The organism is Nonomuraea sp. 3N208 (assembly GCF_052245935.1).
Taxonomy (GTDB): domain Bacteria; phylum Actinomycetota; class Actinomycetes; order Streptosporangiales; family Streptosporangiaceae; genus Nonomuraea.
In genome coordinates this window covers 249806-273819 of the sequence record NZ_JBQQBR010000010.1, presented here as the reverse complement: position 1 = coordinate 273819, position 24014 = coordinate 249806, and the positions used below count along the sequence as shown (strand labels likewise).

Sequence of the window (24014 nt, the reverse complement as noted above, 5' to 3'; positions counted from 1 at the left end):
CAAACGCTGGATCACCCGCTGGAAAGCCGCTCTGAACGCCTTCGCCATCACCTTCGAAGGCCGTCTGACCCCGACCACTCGATAGAACTAATTCAAGATCGAGTTACACCGTTTTCTGGACAGGCCCGGGCGCCCCTGGTGGGCGTTACGAAGCCATGGAGAAACCGCAGCGGTCGCTGCCTGATGTGGATGGAGAGGTGGACCATGGCCAAGGTCCCGGATGACGCCGCCAAGACCGAGCGAGCTCGGTTGCTGTTGGAACGAGGCAAGCGTCTTGGGGAGCTGGATCGCCCGGCCGAAGCCTTGATCGCGGAGGAGGAAGCCGTCGCCATCCGCCGGCAACTGGCCGCGACGGATCCCGATGACCACCGTTCCGACCTCGCCGAGTCCCTGATCAACCTCGGTGTGGCCCTTTCGCAGCTGGACCGCGCCGCCGAAGCGTTGATGGTGGAGCAGGAGGCTGTCGCCATCTACCGGCAGCTGGCCGCGAGCTCTCCTGACCGTTATCGCTTCGACCTTGCCGAATCGCTGACCAGTCTCGGTGTGACCCTTTCGGAGCTGGGTCGTGCGGCTGAGGCGTTGGGTGCGGAGGAGGAGGCTGTCGTCCTCTACCGGCAGCTGGTCGGGACCGATTCGAATGACTACCGTCCTGAGCTCGCGAAGTGCTTGACGAGTCTTGGTGTGACGTTCTCGGAGCTGGGCCGCCCGGCTGAAGCTTTGGGTGCGGAGGAGGAGGCCGTTGCGCACTACCGGGAGCTGGTCGCGACCGACTCGGGTGACTACCGTCCTGACCTCGCCGAATCCTTGTTCAACCTCGCTTCGCGGCTCTCTGAGGTGGATCGCCTGGCCGAAGCCTTGACCGCGGAGAAGGAAGCCATCACCATCCGCCGGCAACTGGTCGCGACCGACCCCGATCGCTACCGTCGCGACCTCGCTGAATCCCTGACCAACCTCGGTGTGCGGTTCTTAGAGGTGGACCGGCCGGCCGAAGCCTTGATCGCGGAGGGAGAAGCCGTCGCCCTCTACCGGCAGCTGGCTGCCACCGACTCCGGTGACTACCGCTCCGACCTCGCCAAATGCCTGATCAACCTTGGCGCGATCCTCTCGCAGGTCGACCGCCCGGCCGAAGCCCTGAGCGCCGAGCAAGAAGCTGTCATGATCTACCAGCAGCTGGCCGCGGCCGACCCCGGCCGCTACCGCCCCGACTTCGCCGACTCCTTGACCAACCTCGCTGTGACCCTCTCGGAGCTGGACCGTGAGGAGGAAGCAAGGCGAGCCTGGGAAAGAGCGGAAATCATCCGAGCGAAACGATAAGGCCCGATCTCCGGCGCGTACGGCTCCTCCCCGTTCATCGCAGGCCCTCCACCGCCTTGATCGCCTGATCCACCTGCTCGGGCGTCGTCACGATGCTCGTGCCGAACCGCAGCAGCGGCTCGTTGTACGGCGTGACGCTCGCGACCACCTTCTGCGCGTGCAGCCGATTCACCGCCTCCAGCGGTTGCATGCCGCTGATCGAGCAGCACACCAGCCCGGCCGACAGCTCCTGCGACTCGGGCGTGGCCAGCGTGACGTGCGGCAGCTCCCGCAGGCCGCTCTTGAGCCGGGCGGCCAGCTCCTGTGTACGCCGCTGCACGCGGTCCTTGCCGATGGCCGTCATGAACGCGAACGCCTCCGGCATCGCCCATCGGTGCTCGAACGCCTTGTAGCCGCCCGGCGTGACCAGCTCGGCCGTGCTCGCGCCCGGCGACCCGCCGCTCTGCCAGGCGTCGAACGCGGCCTGGCTGAAGCTCGGGATGATCGGCGCGACCGCGTCCCAGACCCGGCCCCACATGATGCCGGTGCCGCGCGGCCCGAACAACCACTTGTGCGTGCCGCTGGCCAGGAAGTCACAGCCCAGATCCGCCACCCCGCCGGCCATCGCGCCGAACCCGTGCACCCCGTCCACGCACAGCAGCGCCCGGTCATGCTCGTCGCGGCCCTTGTTGACCTCGGCCAGCATGTCGGCGATGGCGCGGACCGGCACGCGGACGCCGGTGCTCGAATGCACCCAGGTGACCGCCACCACCCTCGTGCGCGGGCCGAGCCCGCTCCTGATCGCCGACACCATGCGGTCCTCCGAGGCCGCCGCCGGGCCGTCGTACAGCCGCACCCTGCGGACCTTCCCGCCGGTGCGCTCGGCCAGCAGCCGCAGGCCCTCGTGCGTGGCGAGGAAGTCGTGCTCGGTGGTCAGCACGTCCTGTCCCGGGCGCAACCGGATGCCGGAGTAGAGCAGGCCGAGGCCCATCGTGGTGCTGTCGGTCAGCGCGATGTCGCCCGGCTCGGCGCGCGCGCCCAGGTAGCGGGCCGCGGCCTCGCGTACCGCCTGGTCGGGGGACCGGCCACCAGCAGGCGTGTACTCGGGGTCGGCGTCCAGGGCGTCCCGGTACGTCCTGATCGTCTCGCGGACCGGCGCCGGAGCGGGAGCCAGCACGAACGCCGCGAACTGCGCGTAAGCGGGATCCAGTGCGAACTGCGCCCGGACGGAGGCCCAGTCCTGGGGATCGAAGGCGCGGCGCTGCGGAACGTTCGGCGTGTTCTGGGTTTTCTGGGCGGGCGCGGGCGTGCACGCGGCAACCCCGGCCAGCACCCCCGTGCCGAGCAGGGCCCGTCTGTTCAGCGGCATGCCATCTTCATATCCGGGCGTCGCGCCGCCGCCCAGGACCGCCGGCGAGTCGTTATCAGCTCCTGACCGAGGCCACCTGCCTGATCAGGTCGGAGACGCGGACGATGCCCAGGCAACGGTTCATCTCGTCGGTCACCACGAGATCGTCGTAAACGCGGCCGGCGTCCCGGCCGGCCGCCTGCATGGCCGCGATGGCCGGGGTCGTCCGCGGGACCGTGCGCGGCGGGTCGGCCAGCCGCTGCGCCGGTTTCGACCCGTGCAGGGCGTGACCGAAACGGGCCGCGAACGACAGCAGGAACCGGCTACGGTCCAGGCTGCCCTTGGGCCGCTGGTACTCGTCCACCAGGATCACGCTGGTGATCGTCGGCTCATGCCCGAACGCCTCCACGGCCTCTTCTGCCCTGGCCTCGGCAGGCAGCGTCACCGCGGGAATCAGCAGCTCCTGAACGCGCGGGCCCAGCAGCGCGGCCTCCGGCGTGGTGTCGGCGACGGGGAGCGGCACCCGTACCTTGCCGTCGGGGCCGGGCGCGAGCAGCGGGCCGTGCGCGAGCCGCACGCCCATGCCGCGGACCACCGCCACCTGCGCCTCGCGCTCGACGCCGGGCGCCATCACGTGCGCGCCGATGCCGCGCGCCAGCGTCACCACCGACCGCGCCACCGCGGTCGCCCGGTGGTCGGCCGGGATACGCGCCACCAGGTCGGGGTTCAGGGCCAGCAGGTACGGCGAGGAGTGCGTGATCAGCTCCAGTGACGCGCCGTACGATCCGACGTCGGCGAAGCCCAGCAGGTAGCCGATGTTGCGCAGGCCGTCGAGCCCGACCTTCAGCAGCGGCCGGTCCTGCTCCTGGCACGGTCCAGTGAGGAGGAGGATCGCCTCGCGCGGATGCCTGCCCGCCCGGCGGAGCGCCTCGTGCAGCGGCGCGAGCGCGCCCGCGCCCGACAGCACCACCTGGGCGGGGAGCTCGAGGATCATAGGCAGTGGGGTCGCCCGGAGCGTGTCCGCCTGGTCGACGACGGCGGGGTGCGCGATGACCGCCCCGGTGTCGAGGTCAACCATGGGGCTGGTGAGCAGGGAGGACGACACAAGCAGATGATTCCGCCCGCAGCTGGAGTCACAGAAGGCCCACGAAACAGAATTAACCGACATTTACCCTGCAGTTCCCCACCGGCCCGAAGGGGAATGCCGTTCGGTTTCCGTCCATTAGCCTTCAGAGCATGAGCGCGCGTCCGGCCAAAGGCGGTGGCCGGTGGGTCACGGTGCCGCCCGAGCGCGTGCACCCGTGGATCGACGGCTTCGCCGATCGCCACGGCCCCTTCTCCGCGACCGGGGACGCCCGAGTGGTGCGGCTGAGCGCCGCCGACGGGGCCCTGGCCGAGTTGCACGTGCCGTTCCCGCCCATGAAGCCGGGGCCGCCCCACGTCACCAGGCTCGTCACGCACGCCCAGGCCGAGCGGCGGGTGGGGGTCTTCCTGGTACGGCTCGGCGGGTACGCGGCCGGGGTCTTCCACGGCTCGGCGCTGGTGGCGTCGAAGGTGGGGTCGCGGCTGGTGCAGGGGCGTACGGCGGCAGGCGGGTGGTCGCAGCAGCGCTTCGCCAGGCGGCGGCGCAACCAGGCGGACAAGGCGTTCGACGACGCGGTGGAGACGGCGGTGCGGGTGCTGTCGCCGTACCTGGGGGAGCTTGACGGGGTGGTGTTCGGCGGGGACCGCAGGGCGGTGGACGCGTTGCGCGACGACCGGCGCCTGGCGCCGCTGCTCGCCCTGGAGACCGAGCCCTTTCTGGTCGTACCCGACCCCAAGCTCGCCGTGCTGCGGGATACCCCGGCGACCTTCCGCGCCGTCCGCGTCCGCGTGGTCGACCCTGGCCCTCCGGAATGATCGCTGGATCCTTGACGATGGCCGTCTAGTGGTCACGGAGGGCGGCGGTCCAGCCCTACCTAGCGGCTGTGCAGCTTCCCGACGATGCGATCGAAGATCTAGGGCGCGGACCTCTGGCTTCAGCTATGGAGGGTAAGCCCTTCTCTCGAAAATCCATGCGATAGACAGCCAGACGCATGTACAATCAGTGACACCATAATGACACTGCGAACGCATGTGACACCGCGTTCTCACGCATATTCCATGTCATTCGGGGCCCTGGCGTTCCGGCGTCGGGCACCTCAGCAGGCAGGATCGGCGAACAGCTCAAGTAACACATCGGTGATGCGATCGATGGAAGGAACCCTTGCTGGTGGAACCGGACGCCGTGCCCGGCCCCATAGACCTGCTGGTAGAAGCAGCCGCTCAGTTCGGCATTCATCGTCTGAACAAGGCCGTGGAGGGGCTTGCCTGCAGTGTCAGCGGTCAGGAGTTCCCGCCCCTGAGGTCGGAGCCATCGACGTTGTGGCGGCCGCTATGGGTGGCGCGCCTTTGGATGTGGTCGAGCAGTACGCCGAAGATCGGCGGAAGAGGCGGTGGATCATGCTGACCGGCCGCCGGTACCTGCTCGACCTCACCGCCGAGCAGGCCGCTTTCGCCGAGCGGATCGGCGGGGCATGCCGGGCTGCGTGGAACACTGCGCTGGAGCAACGCCGCGCCTACCGGCGGCGCGGAGGGTTCATCGGCTACCACGAGCAGGCCCGCCAGCTGGTGGAGGCCAAAGGCGAGCCAGGGCTGGAGTGGCTGGCCGAAGTACCCGGGCACTGCCTGCAACAAACCCTCATCGATTTGGATCAGGCGTGCGCCCAGCACGGGACGTTCAAGGTGCGCTGGAAGTCCAAGAGGCGCACCCGCCCGTCGTTCCGGTTCCCCGAAGGCGGGAAGATCGCTGTGGAGCGGCTCAACCGGCGGTGGGCACGGGCCCGGCTACCCAAGTTGGGCTGGGTTCGGTTCCGCTGGACGCGCCCGCTGGGCGGCCCGGTCAAGAACGCGACCGTGCTGCAGGAGGGGTGGCGCTGGTACATCAGTTTCCTGGTCGACGACGGCGTCCAGACTCCCGCCCGGCACGCCAACCCCGACAGCGGCATCGGGGTCGACCGCGGGGTGGCAAAGATCCTGACCACCAGCCAGGGGCGGTTCCACCACAAGGTGTTCGCCACCGGCCGCGAGGTCGAGCACGCCGCCAAACTGCAGCGGGACCTGGCCCGCACGACCAAGGGCAGTAACCGGCGCACGCGTGCCGCGCGCCGCGTAGGGGCGTTCGCCGCGAAGATCCGCAGACGGCGAGCAGACTTCGCCGCCAAGACCGCCCACGTGCTGACCCGCGACCATGACCTGATCGTGTTCGAGGCGCTCAAGACCAAGAACATGACCAAGGCCGTCGCACCGCGGCCGGATCCGGACAGGCCTGGGGCGTTCCTGCCCAACGGGGCCGCCGCCAAGTCCGGCTTGAACCGCGCCATCCTGGACAAGGGATGGCATCGGATCGAGCTCGCGGTCCGCAGCAAGGCCCGGTACACGGGCACCTTTGTGATCACCGTCAACCCGGCGAACACGTCCATCACGTGCCATGAGTGCAAGAACGTGGATGCGAAGTCCCGCAAGAGCCAAGCGGCCTTCGTGTGCACCATGTGCGGGCATCGTGATCACGCGGACGTGAATGCCGCCAAGAACATCCTCACCGCCGGGAGGGCGGAGCTCGCCACGGCCGGACCGGTCGTGCGGGTTGGGGCGCGCAAACCACGCAATCGCGTAGGCCGGAAGGCGAACCGCCAAGCAACAGCGGCCCAGGACGACACCGTTACGGCGAGTCCTGAGCTGGCTGGAATCCCCCGGCTTTAGCTTTAGCCGTGGGAGCGCTTCAAACTCTTCGTGTCTGTACAAGAAAGAAAAGAAGACAACAACGCAACACCAACATAGGGAGCTCAACATGGTCATGGCATCACGCGGGCGCCCCTGCAGGCTCAGGCCCGAGACCGACACCGCACGGCTACCCGCCACAGCCCGCGAACTGTTCGACGCGCTGCCGCCTCTTCCCGGCCTTCGCACCGAAGTCATCGATGGGAGATTGATCGTGAGCCCCGTCGGCACCCCCGAGCACGCGAGAATCGCGATGCTTATCCACAGCGCGTTGCTTCCTCTGCTCGTTCAACGCGGCTGGGACGGCTTCGCGGGCAATGTGGATGTCTGCATTGATGGACCGCAGACCCCCGTCGAGCCCGATTATGTGGTCGCCCCGCCTGACTGCCGTCGCTGGGACGACAGGGAGTTGCTGTCTTCGGGTCTGCTCATGGTGGTCGAGGTGATCTCGCCGAGCAGCGTCGAAGACGACCGAGTGAAGAAGCCTCCCATGTATGCCGCAGGCGGCGTGCCAGTCATGCTTCTGGTGGACCCGATCGCCGTACCGCCGACCGTCACCGTGCTCAGCGACGCCAAAGAAGGCGAGTACCAGACCTTCACCCGCGTCGCCAGGGGATCCACGGTGCACATCCCCGACCCGATCGGCTTCGACCTCGACACCGCTGTCTTCACCAAGCCCTGAGGGCGTGCGGAACGCTGAGTTCGCCCCTCATGAGGGCAGCGTCAAAAGGCGTCCTTGTGGTCGGCCAGGTAGGCGGACAACGGGCGCGGCGCGCGGCCGGTCAGGTCCTCGACCGTCGTCGTGGTCGTCGCCCAGCGGCCGTCGCCGGTCTCGGCCATCAGCGCGGCCAGGTCACCGGCGTGCGGCTGCGGGATGCCCTGCCGTTCCAGGTGGGCGGCCATCTCCGGGACGGGCAGGTCCACATACCGGACCGGGCGGCCGATCGCCGCGCCGACGGCCTCGGCGATCTGCTCGTGGGACAGCGACTCCGGCCCGGTGAGCACATGGTCGCGGTCGGGGCCGACCGGGCCGGTCAGCAGCGCGGCCGCCACCTCGGCGATGTCCCTGGTGTCGATGTAGTTGACCTGCTTGGGTCCGTACGAGCCGTAGAGCCGGCCGTCCCGGACGTCGCGCGGGAGGTTCTGCATGTACCCGGTCGGCTGCAGGATCGTCCACGGCAGGCCCGACTTCCTCAGGTGGGCGTCCACCTCGCCGTGCATTCCGCCGCCGAGCTTCTGCCCGGGGCTCGCCCCCCGTACGGACACCGCGACCACCTGTGCCACGCCCGCCCGCGCGGCCAGGTCGATCACGGCGCGGTGCGCGTCGACGAAGCCCGGCCAGAGCGAGCTGTTGAGGAACAGGCGGTCGCCGGGCGACAGCAGTCTGCCGATCGTCTCGGGCTCGGTGAAGTCGCCCAGCGCGTAGTCGCACGCCAGGTCCTCGGCGGGGCGGCGGACGACGGCGAGCACGTCGTGCCCGCCGGAGCTGGTCAGCCGTTCGACGAGCGCGCGTCCGATGGAGCCGGTGGCGCCTGTTACCACAATCATCTCGTCCTCCCCCTAAGTGGAATCTCAAATTCCGCTTACGCGGGACGGTACACTAACCGGAATCGAGTCGTCCACTTCGGACTCCAGGAGTCGTATGGTGCGCGCGGACGCGAGGCGGAACCTGGACAAGATCGTCGAGGCGGCCGCCGAGATCGTGGCAGAACGCGGGGTGAATGCGCCCATGGAGGCCATCGCCAAGCGCGCCGGGGTCGGCGTCGGCACGCTCTACCGCCGCTTCCCCGACCGGCATGCCCTCATCGCGGTCGTCGGCGACCACTACGTCCACTCCATGGCGAAGGCCCTGGACGAGGCCGAGAAGAGCAGCTCGGATGCCTGGGGCGCGATCTGGGACTTCGTCTCCTGGGTCGCCGAGCCCGGCCGCGCCGCTCTGGCCACCGCGCTGGCAGAGCTGCCAGAGGAGACGATCGTGGACCGGGCGGAGTTCGCGCGGTCGCGCGGACGGTGGATGGAGCAGCTCGACGCTCTCGTACGGCAGGCCCAGGCGGACGGCTCGATGCGGCCCGACGTCGGCGTTGAGGACCTCGTTCACCTCTTGAACGTCTTCACCTGCCACCCCGACAAGCTGCCCGCTCCGGTGGCGGCCGACCCGGCGAAATACCTGCATCTGATGCTCGACGGCATGAAGTCCACCACCGCAACATCGGCCTCGTGACCGTTTTGAGGTTTTGAGACGATTCAAAAGAATCTTGAAACCCGCTATGATGACCGACATCACAGCAGCACGGCCTCGTGAGGATCGATGGCGACCAGGAACATCAAGGAGGTCGCGCAGCTGGCGCGCGTCTCAGTGGGCACCGTGAGCAATGTGCTCAACCGCCCGGAGATCGTGTCCCCCGCCACACGCGAACGCGTCTTCGAAGCGATCAAAAAGCTGGGTTTCGTCCGCAATGAGGTGGCCCGCCACCTGCGGATGGGCCGCAGCCGGACGGTCGGGCTCGTCGTTCTCGACGTGTCCAACCCGTTCTTCGTGGACGTGGCCCAGGGCGCCGAGTCACTGGCCGACGACCACGACACCATGGTGGTGCTCTGCAACAGCGCCGGCGACCCCGGTCGCGAGCGCCGCCACCTCGACCAGCTCGAACAGCAGCGGGTGATGGGCATACTGATCACCCCGGTCGAGACCGAGACCCCCTGGCTGGAGGAGCTGATCGCCAGGGGCACGCCCGTGGTGCTGGTCGACCGCCCGGCCTCCGGGCTGCAGTGCTCGGTGGCGGTCGACGACCGGCTCGGCGGGCAGATCGCCGGCGCTCACCTCGTCGAACGCGGGCATCGGCGGATCATGTTCGTCGGCGGGCCGCCGTCCATCAAACAGGTGGCCGACCGGCACGCGGGCCTGAGCAGCGCCGTCGCCGCCGCCGACGGCGCGGTCGAACTGCTCACCGCCACCGCCCCCGCGCTGACCGTTGCCGAGGGGCGGGCCATCGGGGAGCGCGTGGCAGCCCTGCCACCAAGTAAACGGCCCACCGCCGTTTTCTGCGCCAACGACATGATGGCGCTCGGCTTCTTACAAGCGATGGCCACCCATGGGCTGCGCGTGCCCCATGACCTGGCCATCATCGGGTACGACGACATCGACTTCGCCGCGGCCGCCGCGGTGCCGCTGTCGTCGGTGCGGCAACCGCGTGAGCTGCTCGGGCGTACGGCGATCGACCTGCTGCTCGAGGAGGTCGCCGAGCCCGACCAGCATCGCCATAGACAGGTCATCTTCCAGCCCGACCTGGTGGTAAGGGAGTCCAGCGCCATGCGCCGCGACGACTGACGCTCCACCGCTTTCTTGCCACCGATTCCGGGCCACGCCAGTGCCAGGGGCGAGGGCCCCTGCCGGCGTGCCCACCGGAAGGAACCCCATTGCCCGAGATCATTTACCGCAACCCCCTCGCCACCCCCGACGACCTGGAAGGTTTCCGCATGGAGGGCGATGGCGCCCTCTCCTTCCCGCAGGGCCGCATGCGCCTGGAGAGCCGAAGACCCGCCTCCGACGGCCAGGCGGCCAACGTGGTGCTGTGGTGCCCTGAGGAGTTCCCTGCCGACATAAGCGTCGAATGGGACTTCTGGCCGGTCAGGGAGCCAGGCCTGGCCATCATGTTCTTCCATGCCCGGGGCAGGAACGGCGAGGATCTGTTCGACCCTGGCCTGGCCGAGCGCACCGGCCCGTACGACCAGTACCACCACGGCGACATCGACGCCTACCACGTCTCCTATTTCCGCCGCATGTGGGCCTCAGAACGTGCCCTGCACACCTGCAACCTGCGCAAAAGCCACGGCTTCCACCTGGTCGCGCAGGGCCCGGACCCGCTCCCGGCGGTGCTCGACGCCGAGGGCCCCTATGCCGTCCGCCTCGATGTCAAGGGGTCGGAGATCACCTTCGCAATCAACGATTTGGTCTCGTTCCGCTGGGCGGACGACGGCTCGATCGGCGGTTCCGCCCTGGCAGGGGGCAAGGTCGGCTTTCGTCAGATGGCTCCGCTGATCGGAGAGTACGGAAATCTCCGCGTCTCGGCTCATTGACTTTGAGTCGATTCAACACTAATTTCGCACCAACCCGCCGTTCACTCGCTTGTAACTGGGCAGGAACTGCGGGGCAACAACCCACCCCCGATCCGTGCAGATGCCACGAAAGGTGGTATGCCGGATGAACCATCCCGCAACGTCGATCAGAATCCAAGCTGCCTGTTCAGAGCTGATCTGGGCGGTCCAGCTGAACCTGATGTGGATCGTCTTCACCCTCGCGGGAGGCGTGATCCTCGGGCTCGGGCCCGCCACTGTAGCCGCCTACACCCTGGCTCGGAGGCATGCCCACAATGAATCGTTTCAGGCTTGGCGTGAATTCTGGACCGTCTACCGACGGGAGTTCGTCCGGGCCTCGTTGCTGGTCCTGCCGGTGGCGCTGCTCGCCACCGTCCTGATCGGCAACTACCTGTACTTCGCCGCGCAGGGTACGGAATCGGGCGGGCTGCGGATTGCGACGTTCGTTGCGCTGCTCGCGCTGGCCGCGGTCGGCACGTACATCGGACCGTTGTACGTGCACTACGAGCTGCCGCTCTGGGGTTACATCCCCAAGGCGTCGCTCCTGGCATTGACCCGGCCGGCCTCCACTGTGCTGTTGCTGTTCGCGCTGTGGGTGATCGCCTACGTGACCGCGACGCTGCCCGTCCTCGCGCTGATCATCAGTGTCGGCGCGTGGATCTATCTCAACACCTGGCTCTGCCTGCGCTTCTTCCAGGAGAACGAGGCGCGCCTGCATTCGAAAGGGAACCTATGAGCGCATCTCGTAGTCGGCTCATGGCTGGTGCGTTAACGCTAGCGACCGCCCTGCTGGCAACCGCCTGCTCCGGCACCGGTGGTGGCGGCGAGTCGAGCCAGGCCGACGCCAACACCATCACCTTCATGACCAAGCTGTTCGGCACGGCCCCGAACCCGCAGGGCGAGCTGCACCAGGCGATCGAGAAGTTCCTCGGCAAGAAGATCCAGGTCACCTGGGTGCCGAACGCGGACTACCAGGAGAAGGTCAACGTCACGCTGGCCTCCGCCAACATCCCCGACGTCATGGTGGTCAACCCGAAGTCGCCGGCCTTCGGCAAGGCGGCCGCGGCCGGGGCGTTCTGGGACCTCACCGACAAGATCAAGAAGTATCCCAACCTGGTCGGTGACGAGAAGGTTCTGCTCAACTCCTCGATCAACGGCAAGATCTACGGCCCCTACCGGACCAGGCCGCTGCTCCGCTCCGCAGTCATGATCCGCGCCGACTGGCTGAAGAAGGTCGGCCTGGAGGCGCCCAAGACCACGGACGACCTCTACAAGATCGCCGAAGCGTTCACCAAGAAGGACCCGGACGGCAACGGTAAGAACGACACCTACGGCCTGATCATTCCCAAGTGGCCGGGCGTCGAGTTCGCGGCCTCCAACCCGTTCAACGTGATCGACGTCTGGTTCGGCGCCCCGAACAACTGGGGCGAGCGCGACGGCAAGCTCGTGCCCGAGTTCGACACGCCCGAGTTCTTCGAGGCCAACCGCTTCACGAAGAAGATGATCGACGAGGGCCTCGTCAACCCGGACTGGAACACGCTCGACACCGCCAAGTGGAACGACCCGTTCGTCCAGAACAAGGGCGGCATCATCATCGACGTCGACGTCCGCACCACCCAGCTGCTCGACCTGCTCAAGGAGCAGGACCCGCAGACCTACGGCGACAAGGTCCTCACCGTCGGCAACCTCTCCCGTCCTGACGGCAAGAAGTTCTCCCTGCCGTTCAGCGGCTACAACGACATCCTGGCCGTCTCCAAGCAGCGGGTGAAGACCGAGGCTCAGCTCGACGAGCTGCTGAAGACCCTCGACAAGCTGGCAAGCAAGGAAGGCCAGGTCCTGCTCAGCAACGGCATCGAGGGACGCAACTTCAAGGTCGAGAACGGCGAAGCCGTCCTGATCAACCAGGAAGACCCCAAGGTCAAGCAGGTCCAGGACGACGTCGACAAGGCCTTCATCCAGCTCGGCACCCAGGCCAGCACCGGCACCACCGGTATCGCCTACCCGCGCGTTCCCCCGGAGGCGCCGTACCGGAAGGACCTGGCCGAGCGCAAGGAGCGCGTGGCCGAGGACCTGAAGACGGCCGTGTTCGACCCGAGCCTGCCGGTGGTCCCGCCGACCCTGGTGGCCAAGGGCGCGACGCTCAACCCGATCGTCACCGACGCGCGGATCAAGTACCTCGCCGGCCAGCTCACCGAAGAGCAGCTGAAGGCTGAGATCAAGCGCTGGTACGACGGCGGCGGCACGCAGATCGCCCAGGAGATCAACGACCTGGTCTCCAAGCTCGGCCAGTGATGTGACACGGGAGGGGCCCTCAACGGGCCCCTCCCCTAGAAAGGAGGCCGAGTGGCCACCGACCTGGCGCCGCCACCGGTCAAGGCGGCCAAGGTAGCCGGGCACAAGCCCAAGAGAGCCCAGACGCTGTGGCGCTACCGATGGCTGTACCTGCTGCTCATCCCCGGGCTGGCGTATTTCTTCGTCTTCAAGTACGTCCCGATGCGCGGGCTGCAGATCGCCTTCCAGGACTTCGTGCCGTTCCTTGGTTACAACGGCAGCGAATGGGTGGGCTTCAAGCACTTCTCGGACCTGTTCACCGGGCCCGACTTCGGCCGCTTGATGTACAACACGTTGTACCTGGCGCTGCTGAACGTCATCTTCGTCTTCCCAGCGCCGATCATCGTGGCGCTCATGCTGAACGAGCTGCGGATCAACATACTCAAGCGCTCGGTGCAGTCGCTGATCTACATCCCGCACTTCCTGTCCTGGACGATCGTCGCGTCGCTGACCTACATCCTGTTCTCCGTCGACTACGGCGTCCTCGCGGGCTGGATCCACGAGATCCTGGGCGGGCAGAAGATCGACTACGTGGCGCAGCCCGATTGGTTCCGGCCGATCATCATCCTGCAGACGCTCTGGAAGACCACCGGATGGACCACGATCATCTATCTGGCGGCGCTGGCAGGGGTGAACGCGGAACTGTACGAGGCGGCCAGGATGGACGGCGCGGGACGGTGGCGGCAGCTGTGGCACGTCACGCTCCCGGCGATCCGCCCGACGATCGTCGTCATGGCCATTCTCATGTCCGGCAACCTGCTCGACATGAGCTTCGAGCAGATCTGGCTCATGACCAACAACCTGAACCGCGGTACCGCCGACGTCTTCGACACCTTCGTCTACTACGTGGGCATCAACCAGGGCGCGTACAGCTACGCGACCGCTGTCGGACTGTTCAAGGGCGTGGCGGGAGTCCTGTTGATCTTCGGTTCCAACTGGCTGGCCAAGCGCCTCGGCCAGCGGGGCCTGTTCTAGGAGCGACCATGTCTGTGTTTCCCGATGACCTCCTCCGCTCCGCTCCTCGGTCGCTGGCGCTCCCTGCGATGCTCACTCCGGAGGCCCTCTCATGACGGTCAATCAATACCGCTCTGTGGGCAGCCGCGTCTTCGACGCGATCAACATCGCCGTCCTCGTCGGGCTGGGGATGATCACGCTCCTGCCGCTGCTGTACGTCCTGGCCGGATCGTTCGCCTCCGAGTCGGAGATCGCCTCGCGGACGTTCTTCCTGTGGCCGGAGAAGTTCGTCACCAGCACCTACGAGTACATCTTCGCCACCGACGTGTTCATCAGGGCGCTGCTCACAACCATCGGGGTGACGCTCGTCGGCACGGTCATCCAGGTGGCGCTCACGCTCACCATGGCCTACCCGCTGGCCAAGCGGTACCTGCCGGGCCGTACCCTGGTGCTCAATCTGGTGATCTTCACGGTGGTGTTCAGCGGCGGCATCATCCCCACCTATCTCGTCGTCCGCGATCTGGGGATGCTCAACAGCTACTGGGCGCTGATCCTGCCGCTCGCGATCAACCCCTTCTACCTGATCATTGTCAAGAGCTTCTTCCAGGAGCTGCCCGAGGCGCTGGAAGAGGCGGCACGCATCGACGGCTGCACCGAGATGGGCGTCTTCTTCAAGATCGTGCTGCCGCTGTCCAAGCCGATCATCGCGACGTTCTCGCTGTTCTACGCCGTGGGCATCTGGAACGACTACATGTCGCCGCTGCTCTACATCGACGACTCCAGTAGATGGACGCTACAGGTGCTGGTCCGCCAGCTCACCGGCGCGGACGCGCAGAACGCGCTGTCGGCCATGGAGACGGTGTTCTTCCCCACCCAGGGGCTGAAGTTCGCCGTCGTGGTCATCGCCACGCTGCCGATCCTGTGCTTCTACCCGTTCCTGCAGAAGCACTTCGTCAAGGGTGTGCTGATCGGGTCGGTCAAGGAATGACGCCTGCGATCCTGCTGGCCGGCGACTCGACGGTCGCCTCATGCCCGGCGTTCGAGGCGCCCATGTCGGGGTGGGGCGCGCAGCTCGGCGCGTACGTGGGCCGCCCGGTGCGTAACTTCGCCAAGGGCGGCGCCACCACGGCGAGCCACCGTGCCGAGGGTCTGTGGGCGGCGCTGCTGCGCGAGGCCGTGCCCGGCGATCTGGTGGTGATCCAGTTCGGGCACAACGACCAGAAGGAGCTCGACCTCCCGTACCAGGACAACCTGCGCGCCTTCGTGAAGGAGGCGCGCGGGGCCGGGGCGCGGCCCGTCCTGTGCACGCCGGTGCAGCGGCGCCGATGGGAGGGCGACCGGCTGGTCCCCACACACGGCGGTTACCCCGACCATGTCCGGGCGCTGGCCGCCGCCGAGGACGTGCCGCTGATCGACCTGACCGCCGCCACCACCGAGCTGTACGAGCGGCTCGGCCCGGAGGGGTCCACGACCCTGTTCACGCACTTCCCGCCCGGGGTGCACCCGCTCTATCCGGACGGGATCGCCGATGACACCCACTTCTGCTTCCGCGGCGCCGACGAGGTGGCGAGGATCGTCGCGGAGCGGCTGAAGGAGATCGCATGACAGCACTGCGCTGGCTGGACCGACCGGGGGAGCAGGGGGTGACCTGGGGAGTCCCGTGGCCGCGCGGTGCGGTCGAGCGGGACGCGCCGTTCGCGCTGACCGACGCGGACGGCCGCGAGGTGGCCGTGCAGAGCTGGGTGACGGCCACCTGGCCGGACGGCTCGGTCAAGTGGTCGGCCCACGCCATCGGCGCCCAGCCCAGCGCCGCGGAGTACCGGCTGGAGCCGGGCCGCGAGCCCGCCACGCCCCCCACACCGGTCACCGTCACCCGCGAGGACGGCGTGCTGACCGTCGGCACGGGCGTGGTGACCTGGACGATCGAGGAGAGTGGCGGCACGCTGGCCCGGTCGATCTCGCGCGGGAGCCGCGAGATCGCCAGAGACGTCCGCCTGATCAGCCTCCGCCAGCACGAGCCCACCCCCGACGAGGGCAGCCCCGTGGCCCGCGAGCAGTCCACCGGCGTGGTCGAGCAGGTCACGGTGGAGCAGGACGGCCCGGTGCGGGCAGTGGTGCGCCTGGAGGGCCGGCACGGCGACTGGCTGCCGTTCACCGTGCGCCTGTACTTCTACGCCGGCGCCGAGGACGTGCGGATCATGCACACGTTCGTCTGGGACGGCGACCCAGAGCGTGACTTCCTGGCGGGGCTCGGCCTGCGTGCCGACGTCGTCATGCGCGACGAGCTCCACGACCGGCACGTCCGGCTCGCCGGGGACCAGGGTTTCCTCACCGAGGCCGTACGCGGCCTGACCGGCCTGCGCCTCGACCCCGGCGAGTCCGTACGCAGGGCGCAGGTCGCCGGCCTGCCATGCGGCGAGATCGACCCCGAGGTCGGCAACCGCTTGCACCTCATCCCCGCCTGGAACGACCACACGCTCGACCAGAGCTCCGCCGACGGCTTCACGCTGCGCAAGCGCACCGCCGAGGGCCACGCGTGGGTGACGATCCCGTCGGGCACCCGCTCGGCCGGCTACGGCTACGCAGGCGGCGTCACCGGCGGGCTCGGCTTCGGGCTGCGGGACTTCTGGCGCCTGCACCCCACCCGCCTGGACATCAGGAACGCGGCCACCGACCTGGCCACGGCGACCGTCTGGTTGTGGTCGCCGTCCGCGCCCGCCATGGACCTGCGCTTCTACCACGACGGCATGGGCCAGGACACCTTCGCCGAGCAGCTGGAGGGCCTGGAGATCACCTACGAGGACTACGAGCCGGGCTTCGGCGACGCCCACGGCGTGGCGCGTACCCATGAGCTGACCCTGCGCGCCCTCGACGCCACGCCCTCCTCGGCGGACCTGGCCGCGTACGCGGCCGCCATGAACGAGCCGGGACTGCTCGCCGCGAGCCCCGAGCGGGTGCGGGAGGCCGGCGTGTTCGGCGTCTGGGAGCTGCCCGACCGCTCCACGCCCGCGCACGCGCGGATCGAGGGCCGCCTGGACTTCCTGTTCGACCTGTACGTGCGGGAGCGCGAGCAGCGCCGCTGGTACGGGTTCTGGGACTACGGCGACATCATGCACACCTACGACCCGGACCGGCACACCTGGCGCTACGACATCGGCGGCTACGCCTGGGACAACTCCGAGCTCTCGCCCGATCTGTGGTTGTGGCTGCAGTACCTGCGCACGGGCCGGGCCGATGTCTTCCGCTTCGCCGAGTCCATGACCCGGCACACCGGCGAGGTCGACGTCTACCACCTGGGCCGCTGGAAGGGCCTGGGCAGCCGGCACAACGTGCAGCACTGGGGCTGCAGCTGCAAGCAGCTGCGCATCTCCAACGCCGCCTACCGGCGCTTCTACTACTACCTGACCGCCGACGAGCGCACCGGCGACCTGATGGACGAGCTCAGCGTGCCCGAGGAGACGTTCACGATCATCGACCCGCTGCGCAAGGTGCGCCAGGACGTCTACACGCCGGACCCGGCGGCGCTGTCGGTCGGCCTCGGCACCGACTGGGGCTCGCTGGCGGCGGCCTGGCTCACCCGCTGGGAACGGTACGGCGACGAGCGGGCCAGAGACCGGCTGCTCGGCACCATGGCCGACATCGGGGCGCTGCCGCAGGGCTTCCTGACCGGCGAGGCCCGGCTGAACCTGGCCTCCGGCCGGTTCGACACCTCGACCGACAAAATCTCCGTCTCGCACCTGTCGTCACTGTTCGGGCTCCCGGAGATCTGCGCCGAGCTCATCGCGCTCGACCTGGGCATACCAGGGTTCGAACGGGCGTGGCTGGACTACTGCCGTCTCTACCTCGCCACCCCCGAGCAGCAGGAGGCCGAGGTGGGGCGGCGGCTCAGCGGCATCTCGCTGATCCAGGCGCACAGCAGGCTCACCGCATACGCGGCCGCCCGCACCGGCGACGCCGGCCTGGCCGCGTGGGCGTGGCGGAAGTTCACCTTCGACGAGGGCGACCAGCTCAACAAGAACCAGTTGCAGCGGCAGGAGCACTGGGAGCTGACGCTGGTGGACGGCCCGGAGGTGCTGTCCCCTTTGCGGGAGGCGTCCTTCGTGAGCACCAACGGCGCCGCCCAGTACGGCCTGGCCGCCATCCACAACCTGGCCCTGATCGGCAAGCACCTGGCGGAACGTTAATCGGAGGTATAGCCCCGCCCGTGGCCATACACTGATCGGTATGCACACTCCCGATTGATCGGCGTCGCACGCCCAAACCCTCGTTTCCTAGCTCGGGAGTGTTCCGCCACCATGATCATCGCCAATGATATCGAGCTGCGCGCCGGCGCGCGCCTGCTCATTGAGAAAGCCACATTCCGCGTCAACGCCGGTGACAAGATCGGGCTCGTCGGCCGCAACGGCGCGGGCAAGACGACGTTGACCAAGGTCCTGGCGGGCGAGGCGCTGCCCGCCGCCGGCGGCGTCACCACCAGCGGCAGCGTGGGCTACCTGCCGCAGGACCCGCGCACCGGCGACCTGCAGGTCTTGGCGCGCGACCGCATCCTGTCCGCGCGCGGGCTCGACGAGGTGCTGCGCAAGCTGCGCGAGGCGGAGCTCGGCATGTCCTCTGCCGATGATCGCACGCGGGAGAAGGCGGTCAGGCGGTACGGCCGGCTCGAGGACCAGATGCACGTCCTGGGCGGCTACGCGGCCGAGGCCGAGGCGGCCTCCATCGCCTCCAGCCTCGGGTTGCCTGACCGCGTGCTGACGCAGCCGCTGCAAACGCTTTCCGGCGGTCAGCGCCGGCGCGTGGAATTGGCGCGCATTCTTTTCAGTGGGGCGGAAACTCTCCTTCTCGACGAGCCGACAAACCACCTAGATGCCGACTCAATCGGGTGGCTTCGTGATTTTTTGCGATCCCATCAAGGCGGCTTGGTGATCATCAGTCATGACGTCGGCCTTCTTGAAGCGACGGTCAACAAGGTCCTGCACCTGGACGCCAACCGGTCGGCGATCGATCACTACAACGTCGGCTGGACGGCCTATCTGGCCCAGCGTGAGACCGACGAGAAACGCCGCAAGCGCGAGCGCGCCAACGCCGAGAAACAGGCGGGTGCGCTGCTGGCGCAGGCCGACAAGATGCGCGCCAAGGCCACCAAGGCGAAGGCCGCCCAGGACATGATGCGCCGTGCGCACCGGTTGCTGTCCGGCACCGAGGAGGTGCGCCAGAGCGACAAGGTCGCGCGGCTGCGTTTCCCCGACCCGCAGCCGTGCGGGCGCACCCCGCTCATGGCCGAGGGCCTGTCCAAGTCCTACGGCTCGCTGGAGGTCTTCACCGACGTCAACGTGGCCATCGACCGCGGTCACAGGGTCGTCATCCTCGGGCTGAACGGCGCGGGCAAGACCACGCTGCTGCGCCTGCTCGGCGGTATCGAGGAGCCCGACACCGGCGAGATCCGGCCGGGCCACGGCCTCAGGGTCGGCTATTACGCGCAGGAGCACGAAACCCTCGACTCCGGGCGTACGCTGCTGGAGAACATGCGCTCGGCCGGCGGCGAGTTCACCGACACCGAGTTGCGCAAGGTGCTCGGGTCGTTCCTGTTCACCGGCGACGACGTCGACAAGCCCGCCGGTGTCCTGTCCGGCGGCGAGAAGACCCGGCTGGCGCTGGCCATGCTGGTGCTCTCGAGCGCCAACGTCCTCCTTCTCGACGAGCCCACGAACAACCTCGATCCGGTCAGCCGGGAGCAGGTTCTCAACGCTCTGAGGTCGTATTCAGGAGCAATCGTCCTAGTGACACATGACGAGGGTGCCGTTGACGCCCTGTCACCGGATAGAGTGATCTTGCTACCTGACGGAACTGAAGACGCGTGGAGCGACGAATTTTCCGATCTTGTGGCACTTGCCTGATCTTAATTTGAGTGGGTACGGATCTTTTCCCGTGGAGTAGGTAGCCGATCCCGCTGAAATGACTGATCATGGCGGAGTAACGCTGCGGAAGTCCGGCACTACAGGAGGTACTCGTGGCCGAGACACTGAAGAAGGGCACCCGGGTCACCGGGGCCGACCGGGAAAAACTGGCCGGCGATCTCAAGAAGCGCTACGCCGCGGGCGAGAGCATCCGCGCCCTGGCGGCTTCAACCGGTCGGTCCTACGGGTTCATCCACCGCATCCTAAGCGAGTCCGGTGTGACTCTGCGTGGGCGCGGCGGGGCGACTCGAGGCAAGTCCAAGCGCTGACGGCCGCCTCGGAACGTGCGACCGCAGCCGCCCGTCCCTAGTCAGCCGCCGTCGCGCCCGGGCCAGAATCATATTCTGTAGGCTCGGGCGCGACGGACAGCACCACGGCTGGAGGGATCGGCGATGACGGAAGCACAGGCGCGGCAGCGTGGGGGGTACGCGGAGGAGGTCTCAGCCGAGCGATTGGCGGAGATCGGGCTTCGTTTCGAGGTGGACGGTGACATAGCGACGATCACGCTGGACCGGCCGGACAAGCGCAACGCGCAGACGTTCGCGACATGGTCGGCACTGGCTCGCATCGGCGAGAGCCTGCCCGAGCAGGTGCGCGTCGTCGTCGTGAAAGGTGAGGGACCGTCCTTCTCGGCAGGGATCGACCTGCGAATGTTCACATCTGAGGGGGTGCCCGGACAGGGCTCGTTCAGCTCGGCGGTCAAGATCGGGGACGCCGAGTTCGAGCAGCGCATCAGACAGGCCCAGGCGGGGTTTCTGTGGCTGCGCCGCCCGGAGATCGTCTCCATCGCCGCAGTGCAGGGGCACGCGATCGGGGCCGGGTTTCAACTCGCGCTCGCCTGTGACCTGCGGATCGTGGCCGATGATGTTGCGTTTTGCATGAAGGAGCCCGCACTGGGCCTGGTGCCCGATCTCACGGGGACCAAGCCCCTGGTCGAGCTGGTAGGTCTGGCCAAGGCGATCGACATCTGCCTGACGGCCAGGACCGTGCACGCGGACGAGGCCATGCGGATCGGCCTCGCGGAGAAAGTGGTCGCCGGGGGCGACCTGACGCAAGCCGTACAAGAGAAGGCCGCGGAGCTGCTGTCGACCAATCGGGACGCGGCTGTCGCGACCAAGCGACTCCTCCAGGGGGCGCGATCACGCACCCTGGAGGAGCAGAGCGTGGCCGAGGGCCTGGAGCAGGCCACCCGCCTCAAGGCCCTCTTCCCCTGACCCCCGCCGTCGCCCCCGCGCCACACGGGCCCCTGGCCCGCTGAGCGCCGCACGTGCCGGAGGGCACGCTCGCCCTGAGGGGTGGGCCGGTCCCGAGGGTGGGCTCGCCGAAACGTGGGCTGGAGATCGCCGGGCGGCAGGGTATTCGGGCTAGGTAGGGTGCGAGGGACGGCGTTCGCGGTGAGCTTAGGCGGGAATCGGCGGGTGGCGCGGAGCGCTCTTTGAGGGGGAGAGAGGTGGATCCCCCGGATGGCGATGATGGGTGGAGGCTTCGGGCCTCAGATGATGGCGTCGTTGCGGCGCGACGACTCCGTGACCAAACAGCGGCTGCGCCCCGGCACGGTCCGGCGCATCGCGCGCTACGCCCGGCCGCACACGAAGCAGATCGCGGCGTTCCTAGTGCTCGTCGTGGCCGGCGCGGTCGTCGTGATCGCGAACCCGCTGCTGATGAAGGCGATCATCGACGACGGCATCCTGCCCAGGCAGCCGGGCGTCGTGGTCGGGCTGGCGGTGGCGATCGCCGTGCTGGCGCTGGTGGACGCCGGGCTGACGCTGGTGCAGCGGTGGTTCTCGGCCCGCATCGGTGAGGGCCTGATCTACGACCTGCGCACCGAGGTGTTCGACCACGTGCAGCGCATGCCGGTGGCGTTCTTCATGCGGGCGCAGACCGGCGCGCTGGTGAGCAGGCTCAACACCGACGTGATCGGCGCCCAGCGCGCGCTGACGAGCACGCTGTCGTCGGTCGTCTCCAACGTGGTCAGCCTGATCCTCGTGCTGGGCGCCATGCTGGTGCTGTCGTGGCAGGTGACGCTGGTCGCGCTGGTGCTGCTGCCGATCTTCATCGTGCCCGCCAAGTTCGTCGGCCGCCGCATGTCGGCGCTGACCCGCGAGCAGATGCAGCTGGACGCCGAGATGAGCTCCGTCACGACCGAACGGTTCAACGTGGCCGGCGCCATGGTCGCCAAGCTGTACGGCCGCCCCGAGGACGACGCCCAGATCTTCGGCAGCCGGGCGGCCAGGGTGCGCGACGTCGGCGTGACGGTCGGCATGTACGGCACCGTCTTCAGGGTCGCGCTCGGCCTGGTCGCGGCGCTGGCCACGGCCCTGGTGTACGGGATCGGCGGCGTCCTGTCCGTCTCCGGCGTCTTCGAGCTGGGCACGCTGGTGGCCCTGGCCGCCCTCCTGATGCGCCTGTACGGCCCCCTCACGTCGCTGTCGAACGTGCACGTCGACGTGATGACCGCGCTCGTCAGCTTCGACCGCGTCTTCGAGATCCTCGACCTCCAGCCCATGGTGGCGGAGAAGCCGGATGCCGTGCCGGTGCCGGAAGGGCCTGTGACGATCGAGTTCGACGACGTGCGGTTCCGGTACCCGGCCGCCGAGGAGGTCTCGCTGGCCTCGCTGGAGTCGGTGGCCAGGCAGGACACGGGCCCGTCGCATCCCGTGCTGCAGGGCGTGTCGTTCACCGCCCGCCCCGGGCAGCTGATCGCCCTGGTCGGCCACTCGGGCGCGGGCAAGACCACGATCACCTCGCTGGTCTCCCGCCTGTACGACGTCAACGAGGGCGCCGTCCGGATCAACGGCCTCGACGTGCGCGACGCCACGCTCGGCTCGCTCCGCGACACCGTGGGAGTGGTCATGCAGGACGCCCATCTCTACCACGACACGATCGCGGCCAACCTCCGCTATGCCAGGCCGGAGGCGAGTGATGAGGAGATCTGGGAGGCTCTCAGGGCCGCGCAGATCGGCGACTTCGTCGAGAGCCTGCCCGACCGGCTCGAGACCGTCGTCGGCGACCGCGGCTACCGGCTGTCCGGCGGCGAGAAGCAGCGGCTCGCGCTGGCCAGGCTGCTGCTCAAGGCACCGCGCGTGGTCGTGCTCGACGAGGCCACCGCGCACCTGGACTCCGAGTCGGAGGCTGCGGTGCAGAAGGCGCTGAAGACCGCGCTGGAGGGCCGTACGTCGCTCGTCATCGCGCACCGGCTGTCCACGATCAGGGAGGCCGACGAGATCCTCGTCGTGCACGAGGGCCGCATCGCCGAGCGCGGCGGCCACGCGGAGCTGCTGGCCCGCGGCGGCCTGTACGCCGAGCTCTACCGCACCCAGTTCCGTTCTACTGATAGCCCAGCCGCTTGAGCTCCTCGCGCGCCACCTTCTCCACCAGCTCCAGGTCGTCCGGCCGCAGGCGGGTGCGCCAGGAGCCGGCCTTGGCGGCGTGCCCGTACAGCGGGACCTTGGACACCCGCGTCTCCAGGAACTCGGTGAGCGCGGCCACCGCCTCCGGCGGCCTGCGCACCAGGTCCTCGTAGCGGATGGTCAGCAGCTGCTCGGCGGGCAGCGTCCTGCGCAGCTCGGCGCTCAGGCGCACGGCGCCGCGCCAGCGCAGGGCGCACTTGCCCGCCGCCGGCATGGCCTTCCACCGGTCGAGGTGCTCGTCCTTGTTGACGCCCAGGAACGCGTTGGGGAACTCGGTCTGCTCCGTCAGCATCGCGGGCCGGAACCAGGCCAGGCACGCAGGATCGGCCAGCATGCCGGCCGCGACGTCCCTGCCGTCCCGGATGAGCTGCACGAACCGCGCGTCGGGGAACGCCTGCAGCAGCACCGGCGCGCTGTAGATCAGGTCGGGGCTGCCGTCGCCGAACCGGGTGATCTCGCCGGTGGCCACGCACGGCCCTGCGCCGGTGACGCCGCCCGCCTCCCTGCACGGCTCGGCGCACTGCCCGCAGGAGCCGGGCAGCACCTGCCACGACTCGGCGAGCGCGTCGCGCAGGACGCGAACGGCGCCGGACGTGCGGCCGATGGACGGCCTGCGGGCGAAGGCGTACACCACGTGCGCCACGCTCGCGCGGCCCATCGTCACGTGGCAGCCCGGCGAGCGTTTCAGGGCGCGGGCGAGCAGGTCCGTGCCGGAATGCGGAGCTCCGAGCAGAAAAACTGGCCGGCGGACCTTGATGCCGTTGACCACGAGGATGTGGGGCGGAAGTCGCATACGGAGGTCAAGTGTGACACCGTTTACCAGGTGAGCGA

Annotated in this window: 21 protein-coding genes; 17 read left to right on the top strand and 4 right to left on the bottom strand. The window is 68.4% G+C overall.

Annotation, left to right across the window (positions count from 1 at the left end; translation table 11 throughout):
- The first annotated feature begins 204 nt into the window (after nucleotides 1-204).
- A complete protein-coding gene (locus ACTWPT_RS18010) occupies nucleotides 205-1314 on the top strand; it encodes a tetratricopeptide repeat protein (protein WP_443178532.1) in 1110 nt (369 codons plus the stop codon).
- A 34-nt stretch (nucleotides 1315-1348) separates the two neighbouring features.
- Here the strand turns inward: ACTWPT_RS18010 and ACTWPT_RS18005 are convergent, their stop codons facing one another.
- Together ACTWPT_RS18005 and ACTWPT_RS18000 are read right to left on the bottom strand one after the other, a co-directional pair.
- Nucleotides 1349-2662 carry an aminotransferase class V-fold PLP-dependent enzyme gene (locus ACTWPT_RS18005; RefSeq protein ID WP_443178531.1) on the bottom strand — a complete coding sequence of 438 codons (1314 nt, stop codon included), beginning with the start codon at nucleotides 2660-2662 and terminating at the stop codon, nucleotides 1349-1351.
- A gap of 55 nt (nucleotides 2663-2717) precedes the next feature.
- Nucleotides 2718-3746 carry an EAL domain-containing protein gene (locus ACTWPT_RS18000; RefSeq protein WP_443178530.1) on the bottom strand — a complete coding sequence of 343 codons (1029 nt, stop codon included), beginning with the start codon at nucleotides 3744-3746 and terminating at the stop codon, nucleotides 2718-2720.
- Nucleotides 3747-3877: 131 nt separating this feature from the next.
- Here ACTWPT_RS18000 and ACTWPT_RS17995 point away from each other — a divergent pair, with 131 nt between their 5' ends.
- The 3 genes from ACTWPT_RS17995 (at nucleotide 3878) to ACTWPT_RS17985 (ending at nucleotide 7121) form a co-directional block, all read left to right on the top strand.
- Entirely contained in the window at nucleotides 3878-4540 is a 663-nt protein-coding gene (locus ACTWPT_RS17995; RefSeq protein WP_443178529.1) for an acVLRF1 family peptidyl-tRNA hydrolase, read from the top strand.
- Nucleotides 4541-5077: 537 nt separating this feature from the next.
- Nucleotides 5078-6421 carry an RNA-guided endonuclease InsQ/TnpB family protein gene (locus ACTWPT_RS17990; RefSeq protein ID WP_443178546.1) on the top strand — a complete coding sequence of 448 codons (1344 nt, stop codon included), beginning with the start codon at nucleotides 5078-5080 and terminating at the stop codon, nucleotides 6419-6421.
- An 88-nt stretch (nucleotides 6422-6509) separates the two neighbouring features.
- The gene (locus ACTWPT_RS17985) at nucleotides 6510-7121 is read left to right on the top strand and encodes a Uma2 family endonuclease (RefSeq protein ID WP_443178528.1); all 612 of its coding nucleotides are present in this window, start codon (nucleotides 6510-6512) and stop codon (nucleotides 7119-7121) included.
- 41 nt (nucleotides 7122-7162) lie between these two features.
- Here the strand turns inward: ACTWPT_RS17985 and ACTWPT_RS17980 are convergent, their stop codons facing one another.
- The gene (locus ACTWPT_RS17980; protein ID WP_443178527.1) at nucleotides 7163-7987 is read right to left on the bottom strand and encodes an NAD(P)H-binding protein; all 825 of its coding nucleotides are present in this window, start codon (nucleotides 7985-7987) and stop codon (nucleotides 7163-7165) included.
- Nucleotides 7988-8081: 94 nt separating this feature from the next.
- Between ACTWPT_RS17980 and ACTWPT_RS17975 the strand changes: the two genes are divergently transcribed.
- The 13 genes from ACTWPT_RS17975 (at nucleotide 8082) to ACTWPT_RS17915 (ending at nucleotide 23123) form a co-directional block, all read left to right on the top strand.
- Nucleotides 8082-8660, top strand: a complete 579-nt coding sequence (locus ACTWPT_RS17975) for a TetR/AcrR family transcriptional regulator (protein ID WP_443178526.1) — start codon at nucleotides 8082-8084, stop codon at nucleotides 8658-8660.
- 87 nt (nucleotides 8661-8747) lie between these two features.
- The gene (locus tag ACTWPT_RS17970; RefSeq protein ID WP_443178525.1) at nucleotides 8748-9767 is read left to right on the top strand and encodes a LacI family DNA-binding transcriptional regulator; all 1020 of its coding nucleotides are present in this window, start codon (nucleotides 8748-8750) and stop codon (nucleotides 9765-9767) included.
- 89 nt (nucleotides 9768-9856) lie between these two features.
- Nucleotides 9857-10516, top strand: coding sequence for a DUF1961 family protein (locus ACTWPT_RS17965; protein WP_443178524.1), 660 nt, complete (start codon nucleotides 9857-9859; stop codon nucleotides 10514-10516).
- 100 nt (nucleotides 10517-10616) lie between these two features.
- Complete coding sequence (locus ACTWPT_RS17960; RefSeq protein WP_443178545.1) at nucleotides 10617-11270, top strand: YesL family protein; 654 nt, start codon at nucleotides 10617-10619, stop codon at nucleotides 11268-11270.
- 20 nt (nucleotides 11271-11290) lie between these two features.
- On the top strand, nucleotides 11291-12826 hold the full coding sequence (locus ACTWPT_RS17955) for an extracellular solute-binding protein (protein WP_443178523.1): 1536 nt from the start codon (nucleotides 11291-11293) through the stop codon (nucleotides 12824-12826).
- Between the two features lie 51 nt (nucleotides 12827-12877).
- The gene (locus tag ACTWPT_RS17950) at nucleotides 12878-13840 is read left to right on the top strand and encodes an ABC transporter permease (RefSeq protein ID WP_443178522.1); all 963 of its coding nucleotides are present in this window, start codon (nucleotides 12878-12880) and stop codon (nucleotides 13838-13840) included.
- 91 nt (nucleotides 13841-13931) lie between these two features.
- Nucleotides 13932-14807 carry a carbohydrate ABC transporter permease gene (locus tag ACTWPT_RS17945; RefSeq protein WP_443178521.1) on the top strand — a complete coding sequence of 292 codons (876 nt, stop codon included), beginning with the start codon at nucleotides 13932-13934 and terminating at the stop codon, nucleotides 14805-14807.
- Nucleotides 14804-15424 carry a rhamnogalacturonan acetylesterase gene (locus ACTWPT_RS17940; protein ID WP_443178520.1) on the top strand — a complete coding sequence of 207 codons (621 nt, stop codon included), beginning with the start codon at nucleotides 14804-14806 and terminating at the stop codon, nucleotides 15422-15424. Before ACTWPT_RS17945 ends, ACTWPT_RS17940 begins: the two co-directional genes overlap by 4 nt.
- Complete coding sequence (locus ACTWPT_RS17935; protein ID WP_443178519.1) at nucleotides 15421-18003, top strand: exo-rhamnogalacturonan lyase family protein; 2583 nt, start codon at nucleotides 15421-15423, stop codon at nucleotides 18001-18003. The genes ACTWPT_RS17940 and ACTWPT_RS17935 overlap by 4 nt, the downstream gene beginning before the upstream one ends.
- 111 nt (nucleotides 18004-18114) lie before the next feature.
- Nucleotides 18115-19713 (top strand): ABC-F family ATP-binding cassette domain-containing protein, encoded by a 1599-nt coding sequence (locus ACTWPT_RS17930; RefSeq protein ID WP_443178518.1) that lies wholly within the window; start codon nucleotides 18115-18117, stop codon nucleotides 19711-19713.
- Between the two features lie 113 nt (nucleotides 19714-19826).
- Nucleotides 19827-20042, top strand: a complete 216-nt coding sequence (locus ACTWPT_RS17925; RefSeq protein ID WP_020547488.1) for a helix-turn-helix domain-containing protein — start codon at nucleotides 19827-19829, stop codon at nucleotides 20040-20042.
- A gap of 123 nt (nucleotides 20043-20165) precedes the next feature.
- On the top strand, nucleotides 20166-20987 hold the full coding sequence (locus ACTWPT_RS17920) for an enoyl-CoA hydratase/isomerase family protein (protein WP_443178517.1): 822 nt from the start codon (nucleotides 20166-20168) through the stop codon (nucleotides 20985-20987).
- A gap of 249 nt (nucleotides 20988-21236) precedes the next feature.
- Entirely contained in the window at nucleotides 21237-23123 is a 1887-nt protein-coding gene (locus ACTWPT_RS17915; protein WP_443178516.1) for an ABC transporter ATP-binding protein, read from the top strand.
- On the opposite strand, the gene ACTWPT_RS17910 is transcribed toward ACTWPT_RS17915, so the two are convergent.
- On the bottom strand, nucleotides 23101-23976 hold the full coding sequence (locus ACTWPT_RS17910) for a sulfotransferase family protein (RefSeq protein ID WP_443178515.1): 876 nt from the start codon (nucleotides 23974-23976) through the stop codon (nucleotides 23101-23103). The two genes, ACTWPT_RS17915 and ACTWPT_RS17910, sit on opposite strands and share 23 nt — an antisense overlap.
- Nucleotides 23977-24014 lie beyond the last annotated feature (38 nt).

Excerpts from the sequence above, each read along its gene's own strand:
- ACTWPT_RS17915 (WP_443178516.1), top strand. The coding sequence starts at position 21,237 with ATGGCGATGATGGGTGGAGGCTTCGGGCCTCAGATGATGGCGTCGTTG.
- ACTWPT_RS17945 (WP_443178521.1), top strand. The coding sequence starts at position 13,932 with ATGACGGTCAATCAATACCGCTCTGTGGGCAGCCGCGTCTTCGACGCG.
- ACTWPT_RS17980 (WP_443178527.1), bottom strand. The coding sequence starts at position 7,987 with ATGATTGTGGTAACAGGCGCCACCGGCTCCATCGGACGCGCGCTCGTC.
- ACTWPT_RS17985 (WP_443178528.1), top strand. The coding sequence starts at position 6,510 with ATGGTCATGGCATCACGCGGGCGCCCCTGCAGGCTCAGGCCCGAGACC.
- ACTWPT_RS18010 (WP_443178532.1), top strand. The coding sequence starts at position 205 with ATGGCCAAGGTCCCGGATGACGCCGCCAAGACCGAGCGAGCTCGGTTG.
- ACTWPT_RS17955 (WP_443178523.1), top strand. The coding sequence starts at position 11,291 with ATGGCTGGTGCGTTAACGCTAGCGACCGCCCTGCTGGCAACCGCCTGC.
- ACTWPT_RS17920 (WP_443178517.1), top strand. The coding sequence starts at position 20,166 with ATGACGGAAGCACAGGCGCGGCAGCGTGGGGGGTACGCGGAGGAGGTC.
- ACTWPT_RS18005 (WP_443178531.1), bottom strand. The coding sequence starts at position 2,662 with ATGCCGCTGAACAGACGGGCCCTGCTCGGCACGGGGGTGCTGGCCGGG.
- ACTWPT_RS17960 (WP_443178545.1), top strand. The coding sequence starts at position 10,617 with ATGCCACGAAAGGTGGTATGCCGGATGAACCATCCCGCAACGTCGATC.
- ACTWPT_RS17910 (WP_443178515.1), bottom strand. The coding sequence starts at position 23,976 with ATGCGACTTCCGCCCCACATCCTCGTGGTCAACGGCATCAAGGTCCGC.
- ACTWPT_RS17995 (WP_443178529.1), top strand. The coding sequence starts at position 3,878 with ATGAGCGCGCGTCCGGCCAAAGGCGGTGGCCGGTGGGTCACGGTGCCG.
- ACTWPT_RS17940 (WP_443178520.1), top strand. The coding sequence starts at position 14,804 with ATGACGCCTGCGATCCTGCTGGCCGGCGACTCGACGGTCGCCTCATGC.
- ACTWPT_RS17930 (WP_443178518.1), top strand. The coding sequence starts at position 18,115 with ATGATCATCGCCAATGATATCGAGCTGCGCGCCGGCGCGCGCCTGCTC.
- ACTWPT_RS17935 (WP_443178519.1), top strand. The coding sequence starts at position 15,421 with ATGACAGCACTGCGCTGGCTGGACCGACCGGGGGAGCAGGGGGTGACC.
- ACTWPT_RS17970 (WP_443178525.1), top strand. The coding sequence starts at position 8,748 with ATGGCGACCAGGAACATCAAGGAGGTCGCGCAGCTGGCGCGCGTCTCA.
- ACTWPT_RS17975 (WP_443178526.1), top strand. The coding sequence starts at position 8,082 with ATGGTGCGCGCGGACGCGAGGCGGAACCTGGACAAGATCGTCGAGGCG.